The 20358-nt window shown below is 39.5% G+C and carries 16 protein-coding genes; 12 read left to right on the top strand and 4 right to left on the bottom strand.

Annotation, left to right across the window (positions count from 1 at the left end; genetic code table 11):
- Positions 1 to 219, top strand: coding sequence for a VF530 family protein (locus EHW67_RS17875; RefSeq protein ID WP_126163753.1), 219 nt, complete (start codon positions 1 to 3; stop codon positions 217 to 219).
- Positions 220 to 499: 280 nt separating this feature from the next.
- Entirely contained in the window at positions 500 to 2059 is a 1560-nt protein-coding gene (locus tag EHW67_RS17870) for a DEAD/DEAH box helicase (RefSeq protein ID WP_126163752.1), read from the top strand.
- Positions 2060 to 2215: 156 nt separating this feature from the next.
- Here the strand turns inward: EHW67_RS17870 and EHW67_RS17865 are convergent, their stop codons facing one another.
- From EHW67_RS17865 to EHW67_RS17855, 3 genes are all read right to left on the bottom strand, one after another.
- On the bottom strand, positions 2216 to 3682 hold the full coding sequence (locus EHW67_RS17865; RefSeq protein ID WP_158285143.1) for a c-type cytochrome: 1467 nt from the start codon (positions 3680 to 3682) through the stop codon (positions 2216 to 2218).
- Positions 3683 to 3902: 220 nt separating this feature from the next.
- Positions 3903 to 4784, bottom strand: a complete 882-nt coding sequence (locus EHW67_RS17860) for a pirin family protein (RefSeq protein ID WP_126163750.1) — start codon at positions 4782 to 4784, stop codon at positions 3903 to 3905.
- Between the two features lie 62 nt (positions 4785 to 4846).
- Positions 4847 to 5560, bottom strand: a complete 714-nt coding sequence (locus EHW67_RS17855) for a pirin family protein (protein ID WP_126163749.1) — start codon at positions 5558 to 5560, stop codon at positions 4847 to 4849.
- Between the two features lie 280 nt (positions 5561 to 5840).
- Between EHW67_RS17855 and EHW67_RS17850 the strand changes: the two genes are divergently transcribed.
- From EHW67_RS17850 to EHW67_RS17835, 4 genes are all read left to right on the top strand, one after another.
- The gene (locus EHW67_RS17850; RefSeq protein ID WP_126163748.1) at positions 5841 to 6770 is read left to right on the top strand and encodes a nuclear transport factor 2 family protein; all 930 of its coding nucleotides are present in this window, start codon (positions 5841 to 5843) and stop codon (positions 6768 to 6770) included.
- 213 nt (positions 6771 to 6983) lie between these two features.
- Positions 6984 to 7544: a LemA family protein gene (locus EHW67_RS17845; protein WP_126163747.1), complete on the top strand. Its 561-nt coding sequence runs from the start codon at positions 6984 to 6986 to the stop codon at positions 7542 to 7544.
- Positions 7544 to 9238 carry a DUF2207 domain-containing protein gene (locus tag EHW67_RS17840; protein ID WP_126163746.1) on the top strand — a complete coding sequence of 565 codons (1695 nt, stop codon included), beginning with the start codon at positions 7544 to 7546 and terminating at the stop codon, positions 9236 to 9238. Before EHW67_RS17845 ends, EHW67_RS17840 begins: the two co-directional genes overlap by 1 nt.
- A gap of 192 nt (positions 9239 to 9430) precedes the next feature.
- The gene (locus EHW67_RS17835) at positions 9431 to 10372 is read left to right on the top strand and encodes an EamA family transporter (RefSeq protein ID WP_126163745.1); all 942 of its coding nucleotides are present in this window, start codon (positions 9431 to 9433) and stop codon (positions 10370 to 10372) included.
- A 728-nt stretch (positions 10373 to 11100) separates the two neighbouring features.
- Here the strand turns inward: EHW67_RS17835 and EHW67_RS17830 are convergent.
- Positions 11101 to 13959, bottom strand: coding sequence for a TonB-dependent receptor (locus EHW67_RS17830; RefSeq protein ID WP_126163744.1), 2859 nt, complete (start codon positions 13957 to 13959; stop codon positions 11101 to 11103).
- Between the two features lie 468 nt (positions 13960 to 14427).
- Between EHW67_RS17830 and EHW67_RS17825 the strand changes: the two genes are divergently transcribed.
- From EHW67_RS17825 to EHW67_RS17800, 6 genes are all read left to right on the top strand, one after another.
- Positions 14428 to 14883, top strand: coding sequence for a cold-shock protein (locus tag EHW67_RS17825; RefSeq protein ID WP_126163743.1), 456 nt, complete (start codon positions 14428 to 14430; stop codon positions 14881 to 14883).
- Positions 14884 to 15254: 371 nt separating this feature from the next.
- Positions 15255 to 16538, top strand: coding sequence for a serine hydrolase domain-containing protein (locus tag EHW67_RS17820; RefSeq protein WP_126163742.1), 1284 nt, complete (start codon positions 15255 to 15257; stop codon positions 16536 to 16538).
- 149 nt (positions 16539 to 16687) lie between these two features.
- Positions 16688 to 17116: an FKBP-type peptidyl-prolyl cis-trans isomerase gene (locus tag EHW67_RS17815; RefSeq protein ID WP_126163741.1), complete on the top strand. Its 429-nt coding sequence runs from the start codon at positions 16688 to 16690 to the stop codon at positions 17114 to 17116.
- A 618-nt stretch (positions 17117 to 17734) separates the two neighbouring features.
- Positions 17735 to 18181 (top strand): 3D domain-containing protein, encoded by a 447-nt coding sequence (locus tag EHW67_RS17810; protein WP_202912005.1) that lies wholly within the window; start codon positions 17735 to 17737, stop codon positions 18179 to 18181.
- A gap of 39 nt (positions 18182 to 18220) precedes the next feature.
- Positions 18221 to 18877 carry a peptidoglycan recognition protein family protein gene (locus tag EHW67_RS17805; protein WP_126163740.1) on the top strand — a complete coding sequence of 219 codons (657 nt, stop codon included), beginning with the start codon at positions 18221 to 18223 and terminating at the stop codon, positions 18875 to 18877.
- Between the two features lie 8 nt (positions 18878 to 18885).
- Positions 18886 to 20355: a M14 family metallopeptidase gene (locus EHW67_RS17800; protein ID WP_126163739.1), complete on the top strand. Its 1470-nt coding sequence runs from the start codon at positions 18886 to 18888 to the stop codon at positions 20353 to 20355.
- Positions 20356 to 20358 lie beyond the last annotated feature (3 nt).

Raw genomic sequence — 20358 nt, 5'->3', positions numbered from 1 at the left:
ATGAACAACAACAAAAATCCGCTTCACGGAATCACCTTGGCCACCATTCTGGATACCTTGGTTGAAAAATACGGCTGGGAAGAATTGGGCTCCAGAATCAACATACGTTGTTTTAACCACGACCCGTCTATTAAATCCAGTTTAAAGTTTCTAAGGAGAACGCCATGGGCCCGGGAGAAAGTAGAAAAATTGTACGTGAACTCCTTAAGAAAAAAATAAATCTTTTTTCTAACAGCCATCATGCATCCTGGACTTGGAACAGCAACAATATTATATTAAAAGGCCTATTATTACCCAATCTCCCATCGCCCAGGAACCAGATTAATTAAAAGTGGTTGCCATAATTCATTTCCTAGAAATTTCACAATACCAACTTAGGGGGGATACTAAATTAAGTTGTGCGGTAGGGTGCCGAATAAAAAAAATCGAGAGATTTTTGAAAATTATTCGTTAAACACCCCACAAAGAATGTAATTTTGCAATCTTAAAAATAGAGAATATGTCGGAGACTTTGATTGCAAATGCTATTGTTGAAAGAAAAACGGATAAGGAATTATACAGCTATCAAAAGGGAGCTATTGACCAGATTTTTGAAAAATTTGAAACCGCTCCGGACGACTATCATCTATTATATCAACTACCTACCGGTGGTGGGAAAACGGTAATTTTTTCAGAAATAGTGCGGCAATACCTGAAGAACCACAACAAAAAGGTATTGATCATGACCCACCGTATTGAGCTATGCAGACAAACCTCATCCATGTTGACCAGTTTTGGAGTAACCAATAAAGTGGTGGACAGCAAGGCTAATTTGGATGATCAGGATCAATATAGCTGCTTTGTGGCTATGGTAGAAACACTGAACAACAGACTACAGGATGATAAATTGGACATCTCCGATGTAGGACTGGTCATTATAGATGAAGCCCATTATAATTCATTTACCAAACTGTTCAAGTTCTTTGAGAACTCTTTTATTTTGGGAGTTACGGCAACCCCATTGAGTTCCAATAAGGATTTGCCCATGAAGGATAATTATGATGAATTAATTGTTGGGGAGACCATTGAGTCGCTCATAGAAAATGAATTTTTGGCCAGAGCGGAATTTTATTCCTACAACATGGGACTAACCTCCCTGGAAGTGGGATCCAATGGTGATTATACCGTAAAATCTTCTGAAGACCTATACAACAACAGTCAAATGTTAAGTAAGCTTTTGGAAGCCTATGAAAGACATTCCAAGGGCAAGAAAACCTTGATCTTCAACAACGGGATCAACACTTCCCTCCACGTATATGAAACCTTTAGAGCTGCCGGGTACCCCATTGCACATCTAGACAACACCGCCACTAAAAAACAGCGTAAAACAATCCTAAAGTGGTTTAATATGACGCCAAACGCCATTTTGACCTCTGTAAGTATCTTGACCACCGGATTTGATGAACCCACTATAGACACCATTATTCTAAATAGGGCAACTAAATCCCTAACCCTGTACTACCAAATGATTGGACGGGGTTCAAGGATTTTGAACAACAAATCCACTTTTTCGGTAATAGACTTAGGAAACAATTTTCATAGGTTTGGACCGTGGGGAGCGGACCTGGACTGGCAAACTATTTTTAAATCCCCAAATTTCTATACGGACAGACTCTTAACTGATGAAGAACTTGAAAGTAACTTCAAATGGGAAATGCCCGAAGATTTAAGAGCGGAATTTGCCCAATCGGAAGAAGTGTATTTCGACATTAAACAGACTTATGTAGATTCTGTAAAGAATGGCGAATCGTCTAAGGTTGTTTTGGAAAGATCCATTGCGCAGCACGCTCGAATTTGTGTTGAAAACAGCGAAGATGTGTACGATGCCCTTGCGCTTTCCAAAATGTTAGGGCCTGATATTGATGACCGTATACAACGCTATGCAAAATGCATTAGTAAAAGCACCTTTAACTTCCTAAAGTGGTTGACCGATGACTACAAGAAAAAATTGAGCAGTCATTTACGTCAAAATTTTGACACCATTTACGAGGATATTCACGGTAGACCACCGGAAGAATAATATCAGTTTTATATTCTTTTTCAGTACACACAAGTCACATGACAATAGTCCATTACATTGTTTAAAACATTATACGGGCTTTCTGGGGCCATGCCGTTTAGAACGAGGCTTCTGAATAAAGAACTACCCCATCTTGTAATATAAAACAGGCTGTTTTTACAGTGTTTTTAGATATTCCAGAACAGCCGTTCTTTCATTCTCTGTAAACCCATCTCCAAAGGTGTGCCCGGAATTTCCATGCCCCATTAAGTTAGTATCGTAGGTGTTCTTGTCTACCTTGGTTTCTTGGGCAGTGTAGTTCCAACCTACTTTAGATTGGTCGTAATCCGTATTATCAAAGCTCCGGCTCCATCTAAGGGGCCTTCCCTTACTATTTAGCACATCGGCTATAGTAGGTACGGATCCATTGTGAAAATAAGGGGCTGTAGCCCATATACCGTCCAAAGGAGGAGCTACATAGCCTCCTTCCGCCTTTATGGACAAGCTGTTTTCACTGCTGCCAAACCAGCCTGTATTGAACCAATCCATAAAATAATCATTTACAGCAGACGAGGTAGTGTAATGATTAGAAAGCTCGGGATCTGTTCCAACCGATTCCAAGCTTACCAATAAATTGGGATAAGTGGAATTTTCACCATAGGTACCGTGACAGGTTGCACAGGTATTCTCAAATAATCGTTTTCCTTGCGCTGCCAAATCATTATCAATGGAAAATGGATAATCTGGCGCTTCCAAACTTTTGATATAAGCCAAAACATCTACCATATTCGCATCTATTTCTGCTGCTACTGAAGCATTTCCCAAGGTTAAAAGACTGGAACCAATAAATAATTTACAAAAATCCAATCTCCCAATAGCATGATAAAACATGGCATTCTTCTTTTTTAACAGCCACCAAGCCGGTACATCGGTTGGTATCACCTCATCAGGTACAGTCACCAAAGGGGTGTCTTGCCACTCCAAACTGTTTTTGTCCCTATGGGCCAACAAAACCTGGGTAATTTTATCAGCTGGATTGGAACCTCTGGTTTGGGTCATTGTTTTAGGGCCGATAGCTTCCAGGCCTTTTCTAAACTGATCATAAGCTTCCCATTCTGCACTTCCCTCACCTCCATACATGGCTCTTATTCCTGAATTTATCAAAGATAAATTAGCAGCCCTATTTACCGTAAAGTCGGCATCATGGCTTCCTAATCCAATTATAAACTCATTGTTAATAGTACTGGCATGACAGGCCATACAATTGGGTGCAACCACCCTTACACCATTGGGTGCAGTTACCGCCGTGTAATCATATGGAATATTGGCATTGTCCCCACTTCTATTTAGACGGTTGTCCGGATTTTCATTTGTTCCCAGTAAAAAAGCATCATAAGGAATGCCCGAGCTCATATATTCACCAGCAATGAGATACTCATACCCCATAGCCGCATCACCAGATCTCTGGGGATTGTTCGGCAAGGGAGTAGTTTGAATAAGGGGTTCTTCTTCCTCTGGTTCTTCTGTAGACTGCTCAGGCGGATCTTTATCCACCACAATGTCCACAAGATCCTCTCTATCGTTCTTTGAACAGGAACAGAGAAGGACGAGAAAAAGAACATAAAGAAGAATATTTTTTTCCAAAACAAAAGGCATTTATCTACGATACTTCACTATTAATTTAATAAATATGCGCGACAAATAAGGTGCCTTCCTCTCCCTATTCGATAAAGCACCTGGCAACTCGGCAAAAAGCTGAATAAATACTGACACAAACTATCAATTAAGGCAGGGAATGGTAATAAGGGGAGTATTATCATCGGTCATGCTGCGGGAATACTCCATGGATTACCGGTCCGCCTTCTTATTTAAGATTCTGGTTAGGAAGCGGGACAAAATCGGTTTCCCCGGGAACTTTAGGGAATTTCTGACCTTTCCAATCCTGGCTAGCCTTTTCTATACGCTTCTTATCGGATGAGACAAAATTCCAAAATATATGTCTTTCCTCAGCAAAAGGTTCTCCTCCAAAGATATAAACGGTTGAGCCTGCCTTTAGTTGAAATTCGCATAACCTGCTTTCCTTGGCTATCAAAATTTGCTGCGAAGCATAGGTATTTCCTTCACTAATAATACTCCCTTCCAAAATATACAACCCACTTTCCCCATATAAATGTTTTCCTATTGATACGTATTGATCGTCCTCCGTTTTTAACTCTAGCAAATAAAGTTTACTGTGGACCGGTACTTCTGATGCTTTCCCCATAGCCTCACCGGCAATAAGCGTATAAGAAACACCCATATAATCCCATTTGGGGATATTTTCCTTTCCTACGTGGGTGAAGGTAGGCTCCATATCTTCAAGCTCTTTGGGGAGTGCAACCCAGATCTGAAGTCCATGAAGGGACTTTCTCTCTCCCCTTAGGCGCTCTGGACTGCGCTCTGAATGAACAACACCTTTCCCGGCCGACATCCAATTTACACCTCCTGGCGTAATTTCCACTTCGTTGCCAAGACTATCCCGATGTACAATAACCCCTTCAAAAAGGTAAGTAAGGGTAGAAAGTCCAATATGGGGATGTGGGGGCACTTGTAGTTGTTCCTCTTTGGCCAAGGTAACTGGCCCCATATGGTCAATAAAAGCAAAGGGGCCAACCATTCTTTTTTGTCTAAAAGGCAGTAATCTACCTACCATAAAATTACCAATGTTCGCTGCTCTTTCAGGAATCACGAGGTTAAGGTTGGACATGGTGCTATGTATTAAAATAGTATCCTAAATATAACTATAATCTATCAAATTTTTACCGGGTCTTATAGGGCCATAGGGACTTCCATTATCAAAACCTTGGTGGCTGTACCAGTGGCAAAGGATATTTCATTGGTATCCCAAATCCCCATTCCGTCACGGCTATCCAAGGATTGCTCTCCTATTTTAAGACTACCTTCCAATACAAAAACATATACCCCATTGTCAGCTTTATTTAAAGTATAGGTAGCAGAGCGATCGGCATCAAAATCACCTAATGAAAACCAGGCATCCTGATGTATCCACACTCCCTGTCCGTCTTTGTTTGGGGACAAGACTTGGTAAAGAGCGTTTTTTGTAGCTATACCACTCGTAGCAATTTGATCATATCTTGGGGTAACATTTTGCTTATTTGGAAAAACCCAAATCTGTAGAAATATAACCGCTTCTTCCTTGTTCTTATTGTACTCGCTATGAAATACACCTGTTCCGGCACTCATCACCTGAATGTCGCCTTCCCTAATAACAGTAGTATTTCCCATACTGTCCTTGTGCTCCAAATCTCCTTTCAGGGGAATGGAAATAATTTCCATATTCTTATGGGGATGCTGTCCAAAACCCTGTCCTCCTGCAACCACATCATCATTTAGCACCCTTAACATTCCAAAATTCATTCTACTCGGGTCGTGGTAATTTGCAAAACTAAAACTGTGATATGACCTAAGCCAACCATGATCGGCATGTCCTCTTGTTTCCGATTTATGAAATATTGTTTTCATGATTTTTGTTTTTCCAAAATTAGTCTTCTTTACCAACTTGGACATTGATGTATGATAAGTCATCCAAACAAGGTATTTCCCTCCACTACAATCAAATGGTCCAAATTCAATAATAAAGAACAAATAGAAATGAATTATTCTGTAGGATAAGAAATACCCTTATTTCGGACAAAAAAAAGATGACTTCGTCCTTACGAATATAGAAAATTAACACAATCTAACTTACTTACAATTGAAACGGACCTTTTTCCAATAAACAATAACCTAAGAATAATTTGATATGAAAAGAACACTTATTTTGACCTTAATGCTCAGCACAGTAATAGGTCTTTCACAAAAGAAAAAGAACGGTACTATTTATTTGGAACATCCTGCAATTGAGACCGTCAATGCCATGACGACGGCATTTGTGGCCGGGGATGTAGAGAAAGTAAGCACCTATTTAGCAGATGATTTTATGTCCTACAATGGGTTTAGCACGGACAAGGACGACAAAGGGAGAAACAAAGAACAGTATCTGGAGAGCGTTAAATTCTGGAAAGACAATATCTCCTACCTTCAAATAGAGCCCACAAAAGGAGCTTATCCTGATGCCTTGGAATATAAGAAAAGTGGAATATGGGTACAGACATGGGACCATTTAAAAGGCATGCACAACAAATCCGGGGTAAAGCTTGATATGCCCTACCATACATTGTACAAACTTAATGAGGACAATAAAATAAAAACCCTCATCAATTACTATGACAATAATGTTATTTGGGAAGTACGTAGAAGTTTTAATGATCGGCAGAATGGTATAATTTATAACCATCATGATAATATTAACACCGTACGGGTAATGATGCATGCCTTTGAATTTAATGATTTGGATACCTATTATAGTTTTTTTGATGAAAATGCAGTTTTCTATAGTCTTGAACTGCCCGATGGGGAGTCCATGGATCTGGAGCAGGCTAAAGAAAGAAATAACCAAATACTGGAAACCTACAATATTGATAGTGTTGATGAGCAGGGCTATCCAGATTATTTGGAATACGATATGCAAGACGCGAAGGTGGTGCAGTCTTGGTGGAAATTTAGGATTACCAGAAAATCCGATGGCAAAAAGTTTATATTACCCGCCATGTATACCCATGATTTTAACGATGAGGGAAAAGTCATAAGAACAATCGCATATGTCAGCACCAAAATTTTGGACAGCAAATAAGTAGTTAAGAACACAGAACATGAGGCACCTATGGTGCCTTTTTTATTTGGGTTCCCGTATGAAGTATATAGAATATTGGATTACCCTTTCAGATATTTCTTGTCTACAAAAATCAATACGGCCATAAATAGCCCCTACATCTATGCCATTCCAACAAAAAAATAGGTAACTTAGTCCTAACCATAACTAATATATCATCTAAACCACTAAACCATGATCGCTTTGTTTGTTTTTTTGGGTATTGTTTCCTTACTAGTACTCTTTCTAATAAATGTTTACAATCGCTTTGCCAAATTAAGGAACTTCGTATTGGATGCCTGGAGTAATATTGATGTGGCCCTGAGAAGACGGTATGACCTTATACCTAATCTAGTAGAAACGGTCAAGGGCTACGCAGAGCATGAAAAATCTACCCTAGATTCGGTCATCCATGCCCGTAACGCTGCCATGGCGGTCCCTACAGGGGATATCAACGCACAGATTAAGGCCGAAAACCAATTACAACAAAGTCTACGTAGCATATTTGCCCTAAGTGAAGCCTATCCAGACTTAAAGGCCAATGCCAGTTTTTTAGATCTTCAGCAAAAATTAAATGAAATTGAAGAAAATCTTGAACGAGCAAGGCGCTATTATAATGGTTCTGTTAGGGAGAACAATACCTATGGGGAAAGTGTCCCAGGTGTATTGGTAGCCAGTATGTTCAAATATCGAAAATTCGATTATTTTGAAACTGATGAGGCAAGCAGGGCCAATGTAAAAGTGGATTTCTCTTAATGAAAAAGATATTTTATTTCCTACTGCCGTTCTTAATCTCTTTTGTGGGGAGAACCCAGGACTTTACGGTAAAAAATTACACTGTGGACATTACGCTGCATCAAGAGGGCTACTTTGATGTGATTGAAAAATACGACATCAATTTTGAAATACCCAAACATGGCATTTATAGAACCATTCAGACAGAATACGACTTGGTTGATTCTACAGGGGGCCATTCCACAAGAAAAATCCTTATAAAAAAAGTTGACGTTCCAAATCACAAATATGACGTCCCATTTGATTTTGTGCAAAAACTACAAGACAAAATGGATATTAAAATAGGGGATAAGGATATTACCGTAGTAGGGCCCCAGCATTATGAAATAAGTTATCGGGTACACAACGCCCTTCTTTTTGAGAATTCTCAAATCCGTTTCTATTGGAATATAAAACCTGAGGGTTGGCAGGCCGATTTTCACCAAGTAAATTTTAAAGTACGCGTCCCCGACAATGTAACACTTAACCAAGAAAATAGTTTTGTATACTCTGGGGATAGAGGAACCAATACCCTAAGCAGGGATATGCAATTATACTATACGGGCAATGAGTTTTCCGGAACAAGCAAGGCTGGGTTTATATCCCATCCAGGTCAAAGTGTAACGGTATTGATAAACCTTCCCCCAGGTACTGTACAGGAAGAAAAACCATTTTGGCCTTTTTGGGACCAGTTCGGTTGGATAATACTAATACTAATACAGTTCTTTGCATTCTTTAAGGTTTGGTGGGATTTTGGCAAGGACAAGAGGGTAATTGCCACCACTACCTATTTCCCTCCAGACAATATAGATCCGGCCATGGTAGGATTCCTGATCAATGACAGGGAGGACAATTCAGATTTAATTTCCTTATTGCCCTATTGGGGGGCCAAAGGGATTATCCGAATCCAGGAAATGCCCAAGAAGGGCCTTTTCGGATCCAAAGACACCAAAATTATTCGCTTACAATCCTTGGGCCCTGATGCCCAACCATATGAAATGGAAATATTCAAGGGCCTCTTTGGAGATAACAGCAATATAGCCGGTACAGAAGTCCTCGTCTCCAGCCTTAAAAATAGCTTTTACATAAAAATGGCAGAGGCCCGCAGCCAATTAAAAGAAGAAGCCCAACTCTATTACGAAGCGAAGTCCAAAAAAATGCAGGGTATAATGTATTTTATATTGGTAGTTTTGGCCATTGGGCTAACCTTGACAGGACTATTCTTTTGGGGACCCTTGGCGGCCGTAGCAATAGTAATTTCCTGTATTTTATTACTTTTTGTTAATAGCTACATGGTAAAAAAGAATGCCAAAGGCAATGAGCTCTTATCCGAATTAAAAGGATTCAAGAGGTTCATAAAGGTTGCCGAACAAAACAGACTAAAAATGCTCCTACAGGACGACCCCCATTATTTTGAAAATACATTGGGTTATGCCCTGGCCTTTGGGATGTTTGATAAATGGTCAAAAAAATTCAGAGACTTAAATATCCCTCCCCCAGACTGGTATACTTCTAGTTCTCAAAGCCATTTATCCATGAGCCAATTTTCTAAATCTTTCTCCAGTGCTATGAGCAGCACAAAAAATAATATGGTAAGTTCCCCGTCCAGCAGTAGCAGCTCAGGAGGAGGGTCCTCAGGGGGCGGCTTTGGAGGAGGAGGAGGAGGAAGCTGGTAACTTGTAGCCAAATCCCCAGCCTTGGTAGGGTCCATGAAATTTCATCAATGCCTTAACACGTCTCCCATAGTTTTAATACCTCATTCTGGTTTCACAGCCCTCTGACACAAGTAAGTGATTGCGGAGTTACAAATGAACTCAGATTGTAAAGTTATACCTACTTTTGTGACCTAATGCTAAAGCATTTTTTCTATGGCCCAATCCCGAAACACCATTCTGATCGTACTTGCATTTTTTGCCATATACGTTATTTGGGGTTCTACCTATCTTCTAAACAAAATAGCAGTACAGGAATTGCCTCCCTTTATGCTTGCATCCATTCGTTTTACTATTGCCGGCCTGTTAATATTTTTGATTTGTAAATTAACGGGAATACCCCTGGGAATTACTAAAAAACAACTGATCAACACGAGCATTGCCGGATTCTTATTCCTAGCTTTTGGGAATGGATTTGTAGTCTGGGCACTGCGATATGTAGATAGCGGTTTTGCCGCGCTGGAGATATCGGCCCAACCCTTGGTCATTTTATTAATGATGCGCATCCTTCAGGGAAAAAAGATACAGCCCTTGTCCTTGATTGGGGTAGCCATAGGTATATTGGGCATTTATTTATTGGTTAGTCAGCAACAGCTGTTAAACAGGGAGAATTCAGTTTTGGGAATGGTCATGATTTTCTTTTGCATGATTAGTTGGGCCTATGCCAGCTTATTTGTGGGAAAAGCAGACCTCCCCAGCAACTATTTTGTGAATACTGGATTTCAAATGTTCGCGGCAGGTATCATTTTAATGATTGGCAGCCTACTTATAGGAGAGCCCTGGACGTCACCTACAGACTGGAGCAATCCTGTTCTCTATTCTATGTTATTATTGATTATTTTTGGAAGTATTGTGGCCTTTACGGCCTTTAATTATTTACTTAAAGTGGTTTCTCCAGAAAAGGTGGCCACCTCTACCTATGTGAACCCAATTATAGCTTTGTTGTTGGGTTGGTTTTTTTTGGAAGAGGAAATTACCACCCAATCGGCCGTAGCAGCAGTAGTACTGCTAACAGGGGTCTATTTTATAAATACCCGCAAAAAAATTGTTTTGTTTACAAGGTTTTCCGGTAAGTTCGGTACCAAAGATGAACTTTAAAACTCAAAGGGAAGGGTAGTGTAGGTTTTAGGAGAATTAAAAAAATGCGGTAGACCTTCTTATCCACCGCATTTAAAAAGAAGAATGGGCCTTAAAACAAGCCTCATTAGTTTAAATAAATTCTACGTTCTGCCCACCTATTTTTTTTGATACTTCTGAAGTTTGCGAAAAAGATACTTTCCCCGCTTAACTTAAAATTAGATACTTCCGATTCTGATTTATGAATGAATGATTTCATGATGTCTATTTTTTAAAATTCATTTTCGCCCTTACCTGAAGCGCCTTTTAGTATTCCAAATATTGCTTTTCGAATGTTGAATCGTCTGCTTTACGTGATGCTTGTTAATAGTTTCCATGATGTTGATTTTTTTAATTGATGTTATTTAATTTAAATCCCCTAGACAGTTTATAAATTTTTTGCCCATTGCTTTTCCAAATGCCATTTGTTGACAATATCAATATTTGTATGAAATGGTATTTATCTGATATTTTCATCCCTGTTAATTTAATATTGTTGCTTGCAATTATAACTAGAAGACGAAAAACAGCAGTGAATGTTACGCTACTATGTATAATATAGTACTATTTTAAACAAAATTTAACATCCAAATGATTTTAGGCCCCGTAGAGGAAATGACTATTGACCTTCCTAATCTTCGAAAACAATTAGCTTAAGCAAAAAAAAGCCACTTAAACGTGGCTTTTTACAATTGAAAAGGGTTTGGGTTTTATTTTAAGGTAAAATTCAACCTGGCAAAAAGAAATCTTCCTCCAATACCAAACTGTTGTGCCCTACGTGACCAATCAAATCGTCCGGAACTTCTATTGCCGAATTCATCTTCGGCGCGATCTGGATAAATATCAAATAAATTATTTGCTCCCAAGGTCATGGTTAGTTCATCTGTTACTTTATATCCTACAGAGAGGTCAGTCACCAATTTGGTTCCAAAAACTTGTTGGTTTGCCACAATGGTAGTGGCCTCGGTGACTTCCCCAAAATATACATTTCTCAGAAATATGATGAATTTTTCAGAGGTAAGGCTATTGGAAAGATTTATTTTTGTCCTCGGCACGGCCTCTTCTAGGTAAACCCTGCTATCTTCAGGGAAATAGGTGCCTACTAAACCGGCATTCCTCAAAACATCGGACGCATTAATATCCCCTACTTTTTTTGTTTTGGACAAGGTACCTGCAAGATCCGATTTTAATCGCCAATTATCACCAAGGTTGGTGTTATGGGTCACAACAATATCCAATCCCTTGGACTCGGTATCTATGGCATTGGCAAAGAAAGAGGCAGCTGTGGCATTTGCCTGTCGTAAAAGGTTATCCAATTCCGTTCCTGTTCCAGGACCTGAGAACTGTCCTGTATAAACCACCCTGTCATTGATTTTTACAAAATAACCATCCACGGTCACCGTAATATTGGCATCCGGGATTTTAGCGGTAAGCCCCAAACTTACACTATTGGAAGTTTCTTCCTTTAGCTGTGGAATCCCCAATAATTTGGCCGCCCTGCTGTCATTGGCAAAAGTACCTACTTCTTGTGGATTTCCCTGGTTGTCAAAAATAGTAGAGGTAGAATTAAAATTGATTTGGTGCAGGGAAGGTGCCCTAAATCCAGTATTTAAAGCCGCCCGGATATTTAGGTTATCGGATGCTTTTAACCTCCCTGCCAATTTAAAATTGATGGTTCCTCCAAAATCGCTATAATTCTCATATCGCGTAGCAAAACTGGCCAAAAACGCTTCCGAGAAGTCGGCCTCCACATCAAAATAACCGGCCACACTACTGCGCCCTCTAGACAATTCATTGGCGGGAGAAAATCCGGGAAAAACCTGAGAACCTCCTGGCCTAGCTGCGCCAAAGAAATCCTGGGACGGTTGTTGTGATGCCAAAGTTATACGTTGTCCATTTGCCGTGTATTGGGCATAAGAAGCTTCCTCACCTGCAACTATATCGTAATTCTCCACTCTATATTCCGCCCCAAAGGCAATGTTTAAGCCCGACATGGTATCTGGAAAAAATTGGGTAATGTCCAAATTGGTGGTGTTTTGAAGAAATGAAAATCCACCAGCATCAAAAAAGGTTGGGGAGGCATTTTGCATAGAGGCATTAAAAGTGTTTCCTATGGTATACAGAAATGAATTCTTACCATAGGTATTGCTAAAATCTACGCTCCAATCCCCAATCATCCCCTTAACACCTAGGGAAATGGACTGATCTTTAATGTTGGAATTGATTTCCGGCAGAAAGCCATTTATATAAGCAGGGGTATATGTTCTACTTTGGTTTGGCAACCTGTAAAATCCGGCTGAATTTCCAGTTCTAGAGCTAATGCCCCCAAAAGAATACAAAGTAGTACCTACCTCATCCAAGGGCAGGGAGAAATTTAAAAATAAACGACCTCCCCGTAAGGCCGATTGCCCTACCCGCATATTATAATCACTTCTTTGTTGACCCCTGGCTGTAAGCTCCGCTTCCGTTGCATCAGCACTGAGAACGGTTCTCAATTCCTCCTTGGTAGTTGCTCCGTTTCTATCTATCCCAGCTTGATCCGCGTATTGTATAACATCGGCCACATCATCATCCAATAAATTTGCGATGTCATATCCATCTGAATTAGCTACACGTTCAACAGTATTATACAAGTTGAATACTTCACCTTCCCATTCCTTCATCCGTCCGTAATCTTCACGCACATCAAAGTCACCCGAAAAGTTAATGAATCCGCCATTATCACCCAGGGGGATACCGTAACTTGCCGATACATTGGTGGTTTCCCCATCTACACCACCTGTTTGATCGTTGGCATTCTTAGTGAAGTTGGCCCCCGTTGTCACGGTAGTTGTTAGTTCGTTTACGCTTTTATTAAGAATAATATTGATTACCCCTGCAATGGCATCCGATCCATATTGAGCGGCTGCACCGTCTCGCAACACCTCTATACGCTGTATGGCAGCGGCAGGAATGGCATTTAGATCGGTGCCCACACTTCCCCTACCAAAAGTACCGTTAACGTTGATCAAGGAGGAGGTATGTCTTCTTTTTCCATTTATGAGAACCAATACCTGGTCTGGACCCAACCCCCTTAATGAGGCAGGATCTATATGGTCCGTACCATCGGAAATGGTCTGGGTATTGGAGGTGAAAGATGGCGCTACATAATTCAAAATCTGATTAAGATTTACCTGGGGAGCCACATTATTCAACTCCTTCATATCTATGACATCTACAGGCACCGTACTCTCCGTAGCCGTTCTATTGGGATTACGGGAACCTACAATAATCACCTCGGACAATGCTACCCCAGAGGTTAAGCGAATTATCATTTGGGTACTATCCACCGGAACCTCTAAGGTTTCAAAACCAATATAGGAGACCACTAGAATATCCCCCATGGCAGCCTCAATGATAAAATTACCATCAAAATCCGTCGTGGTGCCCATAGTACTTCCCTTGATGACAATAGATGCACCGGGTAAGGCTCCTCCATCTTCATCCATAACGGTACCGGAAATCTGGGCGCTGGCAAAACCAATCACTCCAAACATTAAAATCACAGTAATAAAGTAAAACTTTTTCATATATGTGTTTTTTTAAGGTTTATATCCAATTAAATTAAGGAATTTTATTGTTGGATGTAAGAAAAGAGGGTAAAAATTAATTATAACTACCTTAAAAACAAAAATTTACAATACCAGTCACGATTAATTTAACAGCTTTAAAATAACTGTAAAAACTAGCTCATAAACTACATTTAATCAACCCTAGGACCATTAAAAACTATCCACCATTAACATGCCGCAGCGGCCATTTTGGAAATCATTAGTAAATAATTGAGGTAAAAATTAGGCGGATAATATCAAAATAATTGAAATACAAGCCCTATATTTGCTAAAGTATATAGAGTATCGCTTTGACCTGCAATGACCATTGCTGCTACTAAGCCTCCGGGTAGATAAAATGGATTCATTTTTCTTTTTCACACTCTCGTTTAGTATTCAACCGCTACTCAAGTAGGACTTTCTAATTAAAAATTTGTATAAAAATCTATGGCAAAATCGCAACAAACCTATAGTAAAAGCGAAAAGGAAAAGAAACGCTTAAAAAAACGTGAGGAAAAACAAAAGAAAAAAGAGGCTCGTAAATTAGAGGCCAAGGAAAAAGGGACGGGCATTCAATTTGCCTATGTTGATCACGACGGAAACTTAACCGATACGCCGCCAGATCCAACACAGAAAGTGGACATTGATGCCTCTACAATAGAAATAGGTATTCCTAAAAGGGACGATAGTGAGGTTGAGGAATTTGACCCAGTTAGAAACGGCAAGGTTTCGTTTTATGATTCTTCCAAAGGATTTGGATTTATTATCGATTCTGAAAATCAGGAAAAATACTTTACCCATGTTAGTGGACTTATAGACGAAATTGCTGAAAATGACAAGGTTTCCTTTGAACTTGAAAAGGGGATGAAGGGAATGAATGCTGTTCGTGTAAAAAAGATATAACTTCCTTTAACCAGCTTATTACTTTATAACTATTGAAGCACAATACCATATGCTTCTATTTGGGTATGGCCATTGGTTTAGTATATGTAATTCCTATGCTGGCATTTCCCAACTAGACAGGATACGCCAAAGATTATTTTAATATAACATGCCAACAATTGGTATATCTTGCTATTATACATAAGATATAACTACCAAACCCATATAGGTTTTACTGTTTGCAATAAATGCACTTTACAACGAGTTAATTAGCGTAGCCATTAAACCAAACATCCTGTTTGTTCTGTATCAGGAATTATATTCTTCATTTTTTATTTAAAAACTATATCTTTTACCAAAATAAACAACTATCAACTTAATTTTTTGGTACCATGATTAGACTATTAAAAAGAGGCAGGGTATTCCTTGCCTGTATTTTTTGGATTTCCCTTACACAGGCACAGAGTTTGCCAACAGCATCTCCCGAAGCAGTAGGCGTGTCTTCTGAACGCTTAAACCGACTTTCTACTACCTTATCACAATACGTACAAGACGGAAAAATGGCCGGGAGTGTTGCCCTTATTGCCAGAAGGGGCAAAATAGTATATCATGAAGCCTTTGGGGATAGTGATATGGAAGCCGATAAAAAAATGACCCCGGACGCCATGTTCAGAATAGCGTCCCAAACAAAGGCCATTGTTAGTGTGGCCGTAATGATATTACAAGAAGAAGGTAAACTTTTAATCAAAGACCCTATTGGGGATTATTTGCCCGAATGGAAGCAAACAACTGTTGCCAAAACTACAGAGGATGGAGGCTATGAGGTGGTAAAAGCCAAGAGGGCCATTACCATTAGGGACCTACTTACACATACAGCAGGTATTGGCTATGGTCATGGTCCGGCGAAAAAGGAATGGGAAAAGGCCAGTATACAAAATTGGTATTTTGCCCACCGTGATGAGCCCATAGCTGCAACCGTTTCACGTATGGCTAAATTACCCATGGATGCCCAGCCCGGAGAAAGATTTGTCTATGGTTACAACACAGATATATTAGGAGTTATTGTAGAAAAAGTATCTGGAAAGCCGTTGGATGTTTTTATCAAAGAAAGAATTTTAGACCCCTTGAATATGGTAGACACCTATTTTTATCTGCCTAAAAATAAAGCGAATAGATTGGCCACTTCCTATATGGCGCACAAAGGCAAGCCATTGGAAAGATCTCCGAACCCGGGGTTGGGAGTAGGACAGGGGCATTATGTTGAAGGACCTAGAAAAAGTTTCTCCGGAGGGGCCGGTCTGGTTTCAACTGCTATGGACTATGCTAAATTCTTACAAATGATGTTAAATGGAGGGGAACTTGCGGAAAACCGTATACTCTCACCAAAAACGGTGGAATTAATGGTTGCAGACCATGTAGACGTAAGGGGTATTCCCTATGGCAGTAGGAAAGGTTCTGGCTTTGGTCTTGGTTTTTCTATAACCAAAAACGTAGGCGAAAGGGGAGAAGCTGGTTCCGTGGGCACTTTTGAATGGGGTGGAGCCTATGGTTCAACCTATTGGGCAGATCCGGTAGAAGAATTAGTGGTGGTATACTTTAAACAGCTTATACCAACCAACGGCTTGGATGACCATGCCAAATTGAGAAGTTTGGTATATCAGGCCATAATGGAATAAAAATGTTGTTAATAGTCTAATAATTAAGGTGAATAATGTTAAGATTTTGCAAATTATAACGGTTTTATGACGATCTATTCTTCTAAGAAATCTATAACCCATAGGTTTGCACATTATATTTTTAATTAAGATTAGAGAAATAGGATTTTATGAGTAGAGCAAAGGTCAACGACACTGTAAAAGTACATTACACAGGAAAATTAAAAAACGGACAAGTCTTCGATAGCTCATTGGAAAGAGCCCCTATAGAAGTTACTCTTGGACAAGGTCAGCTTATTCCAGGTTTTGAGAAGGAATTGGTGAATATGGAAATAAATGAGAAAAAGACCATAAACATACCAAAAGAAGAAGCTTACGGAGATATTAATGAAGAGTTGTTTCACGAGATTAAGAAAGAAGAGCTACCAAACGAGATCAAGCCAGAAATTGGCATGACATTGGTTGCCAAAAATCCAGATGGAACAGAAAACCAATTACGAATTACCGATGTTAAGGAAGATAGCATCATTATAGATGCCAACCATGTTCTAGCAGGACAGGACTTGACTTTTGACTTGGAATTGGTAGACATACTATAAGGCTACATACTAGGTTGGCAAACAACCTAAGGGCCATTATTACAGCAAGACCACCTATTTAAGGTGGTCTTTTGCTTTATATACGCTCTGATTTTTAGTTTACTCCAGATTATGTGGAAAGCCCGTAGATTTCAAGAAAGAAGAAATAAGCCTAGATTTTTTTTAATATTTCTTTCATTGATGGAAAAATATTGAATGGCCTGATATTAGGTGGAAAATTGTATTGGTGTTTACCTGACAAATTATTACTACACACAACTTTTGCGCCTTATCCAAGACTATCCCTAAAAAAGTAGCGTATTGTTTTATATGAAATGCCCTTAAACTAAAAAGAGCTCTATCTTGTGGATAAAGCCCTTTTACGAGAACACTATATGAAAATGAAAAACTTATTACTTTCTTTTTTATTACACTGCTAAAGTATAGTGCTTGTACGGTTCAAAGAAATTAATGTTGGGAAATAGACATTATCTGTGGTGAAAATGACTTTTTATGATATTTGCGGAATCCTATCAAGAGCTAATTTGTAGATTATTTTAAGTTAGCTTACGGGAACCTTTTTACTAAAATCTTTCTTTTATTATATTAGGATATAAAGTTGACCGTTATCCTATGCACATGATCCCATCTAAAAAAAAGCTTAGAGCACTAGGTTTTATTATTCTAGGGAGCTGTTTTACGCTATACTTTGGTTGCCGGGAAAATAAAGTTGATGACCATTATATTTGGAAATCAATGGAGGTAACCGCTACTGCCTATAATTCCCTTCCCGCCCAAACCTCCAAAATTCACCCAAACATAACGGCTTGGGGAGATTCCTTAGCACCGGGCATGAAAGTAATTGCAGTATCCCGGGATTTAATTCCCTTGGGACTAGACCACAACACCCCTGTTAAACTGCAAGGGGACTCCACTACATATATAGTTAAGGATAAGATGAATCCTAAATGGACAAATAGAATAGACATTTATATGGGCGAGGATAAGGAAAGGGCCTTGGAATGGGGGAGGAAAAAAATTACCATCCATTTCAGGGTCAGGAAAGACTCCACTAAAATAGAATGAAATTGTATCTTTGGTATGTTAGTTTAGATGCTTTTTAAAATGAAATACCGCATTCTCTTATGTTTGCTTTTACTTGTTTTGTCCTGTTCCGTGCAACGGGAAATCATAGACAAGCCCATCATCTTTGACCAACAGCGAACAAATCTTACGCTAGAGTATTTATCGGACCATTACGGAATAGAACAGAGTGAGCCTACCATTGAGCCCAGGATGGTGGTCCTGCACTGGACAGTGATCCCCACTTTGGAAAAATCATTCGAAGCATTTTACAGTCCCACCTTACCAGAATGGAGACCGGAAATAAGCGGAGCCAGTGGTTTAAATGTCTCTTCCCAATTCTTGGTAGACCAAGATGGAAAAATTTACCGATTAATGCCGGAAAATTATATGGCCAGGCATGTAATAGGCCTTAACCACTGTGCCATAGGTATAGAAAATGTAGGAGGAACCGGGGATACAAAACTTACCCGTGCCCAATTAAGGGCCAACAAATGGTTGGTAAAATATTTAAAGAAAAAATACAACATAGACTACCTAATAGGCCACTATGAATACACCCTTTTTGAAGGCCATCCGCTTTGGTTGGAAAAAGATGAAGGCTATAGAACCCATAAAACAGATCCTGGAGAAAAATTTCTTAAGAGGGTCAAAAGAGCTAGCAAAAAACTTAATTTTGCCCCTACACCAAAAGGCTAAAAAATATTATGATGCTACAGAAGACCGTCCTATTCCTATTTGCGATCCTAACCTTGAGTTGCTTTGGGCAAGACAAGGATTTTACCAATAGCCTATATACTTCTTATGAAAAATACAGGGAGCCCTCCTTGGAAAAAAGAAGAATAAAACATAGAGATATTCAGCCCTTGATAAATAAAATATCGACTAATCCTTTGTTCCAAGTAAAAGTTGTAGGGCAATCCATTGAAGGTAGGGACCTATCCCTTATCAGTGTAGGTAAAGGGGATATCAATGTTTTTTTATGGTCACAAATGCATGGGGACGAACCCACTGCAACCCAGGCCATATTTGACATTTTTAATTTTTTAGGAAGTAACGATTTTAAAGAAGAAAAAGAAAGCATCCTAAAAAAACTTAGATTACATTTTTTACCCATGCTAAACCCAGACGGTGCGGAGGTATACCAAAGAAGGAATACTTTGGGGATAGATATCAATAGGGATGCCCTTAGCTTACAATCACCTGAGGGGAGAACCTTGAAAAGGGTAAGGGACAGTTTGGAGGCCGACTTCGGATTTAACCTTCACGACCAAAGCACTTATTACAATGCAGAAAGAACGGACAAGCCCGCTACCATATCCTATTTGGCCCCTGCCTTTAACTATGACAAGGACATTAATGAAGTACGGGCCAATGCCATGAAGGTCATAGTTTATATGAACCAAATAATACAAAAATACGCCCCAGGACAGGTAGGTAGGTACAACGACGATTTTGAGCCCCGTGCTTTTGGCGATAACATTCAAAAATGGGGGACAAGCGCCATACTCATAGAATCTGGTGGTTTTAAGGATGATCCAGAAAAACAGGAGATCAGAAAGTTGAATTATGTCTCTATTCTTTCCGCCATATACAGTATAGCCAATGGAAGCTACAAGGATATACCTATTTCCGAATATGAAAAAATTCCAGAAAACGACCGTAAATTGTTCAATTTGAAGATAAAGAACCTCAGTTACTTCTTATTGGGCAAGGAGTACACCTTGGATGTAGGTATACAGCACTTTGAAATAGACAATGCCCAGCACAACGACTTCCATTACAGAAGTAGCATTGTAGATCAGGGGGACCTATCTACCTACTACGGCTATAAAACCTTAGATGCTAAAGGTTATAGCGTAACACAGGGTAAGGTTTATCCAAAAACCTTATCATCCCTGGGAGAACTAGGACAACTTAAGCCCATGGATCTTCTTAAAGAAGGCTACGCCTATATAAGGGTAGCCAATATTCCCAAGGACCAAACCTTTGTTCAATATCCCCTGCACGTAATTGTCAAAGACTATAAATTACCTGAATTAAAAATGCGTGTAGGCATCAATCCTACCTTCTTTTTGGAACAGCAAGGCAAACTTCACTATGCCGTGATCAACGGTTTTTTAATCGATTTAAATACCGATGAGGCGGACATTAAAAATGCCTTGATAATTAAATAGGGA

This window comes from Arenibacter aquaticus (genome assembly GCF_003957295.1).
Classification (GTDB): Bacteria; Bacteroidota; Bacteroidia; order Flavobacteriales; family Flavobacteriaceae; genus Arenibacter; species Arenibacter aquaticus.
The sequence above is the reverse complement of the archived record's forward strand: the minus strand, read 5'-3'. Positions and strand labels throughout refer to the sequence as shown.

What these genes read in the sequence shown, in the direction of transcription:
- EHW67_RS17875 (WP_126163753.1), top strand. Translation starts at nt 1, where the DNA reads ATGAACAACAACAAAAATCCGCTTCACGGAATCACCTTGGCCACCATT.
- EHW67_RS17855 (WP_126163749.1), bottom strand. Translation starts at nt 5,560, where the DNA reads ATGAAAACAATATTTCATAAATCGGAAACAAGAGGACATGCCGATCAT.
- EHW67_RS17850 (WP_126163748.1), top strand. Translation starts at nt 5,841, where the DNA reads ATGAAAAGAACACTTATTTTGACCTTAATGCTCAGCACAGTAATAGGT.
- EHW67_RS17820 (WP_126163742.1), top strand. Translation starts at nt 15,255, where the DNA reads ATGATTAGACTATTAAAAAGAGGCAGGGTATTCCTTGCCTGTATTTTT.
- EHW67_RS17835 (WP_126163745.1), top strand. Translation starts at nt 9,431, where the DNA reads ATGGCCCAATCCCGAAACACCATTCTGATCGTACTTGCATTTTTTGCC.
- EHW67_RS17845 (WP_126163747.1), top strand. Translation starts at nt 6,984, where the DNA reads ATGATCGCTTTGTTTGTTTTTTTGGGTATTGTTTCCTTACTAGTACTC.
- EHW67_RS17805 (WP_126163740.1), top strand. Translation starts at nt 18,221, where the DNA reads ATGAAATACCGCATTCTCTTATGTTTGCTTTTACTTGTTTTGTCCTGT.
- EHW67_RS17860 (WP_126163750.1), bottom strand. Translation starts at nt 4,784, where the DNA reads ATGTCCAACCTTAACCTCGTGATTCCTGAAAGAGCAGCGAACATTGGT.
- EHW67_RS17810 (WP_202912005.1), top strand. Translation starts at nt 17,735, where the DNA reads ATGATCCCATCTAAAAAAAAGCTTAGAGCACTAGGTTTTATTATTCTA.
- EHW67_RS17800 (WP_126163739.1), top strand. Translation starts at nt 18,886, where the DNA reads ATGATGCTACAGAAGACCGTCCTATTCCTATTTGCGATCCTAACCTTG.
- EHW67_RS17825 (WP_126163743.1), top strand. Translation starts at nt 14,428, where the DNA reads ATGGCAAAATCGCAACAAACCTATAGTAAAAGCGAAAAGGAAAAGAAA.
- EHW67_RS17815 (WP_126163741.1), top strand. Translation starts at nt 16,688, where the DNA reads ATGAGTAGAGCAAAGGTCAACGACACTGTAAAAGTACATTACACAGGA.
- EHW67_RS17830 (WP_126163744.1), bottom strand. Translation starts at nt 13,959, where the DNA reads ATGAAAAAGTTTTACTTTATTACTGTGATTTTAATGTTTGGAGTGATT.
- EHW67_RS17870 (WP_126163752.1), top strand. Translation starts at nt 500, where the DNA reads ATGTCGGAGACTTTGATTGCAAATGCTATTGTTGAAAGAAAAACGGAT.
- EHW67_RS17840 (WP_126163746.1), top strand. Translation starts at nt 7,544, where the DNA reads ATGAAAAAGATATTTTATTTCCTACTGCCGTTCTTAATCTCTTTTGTG.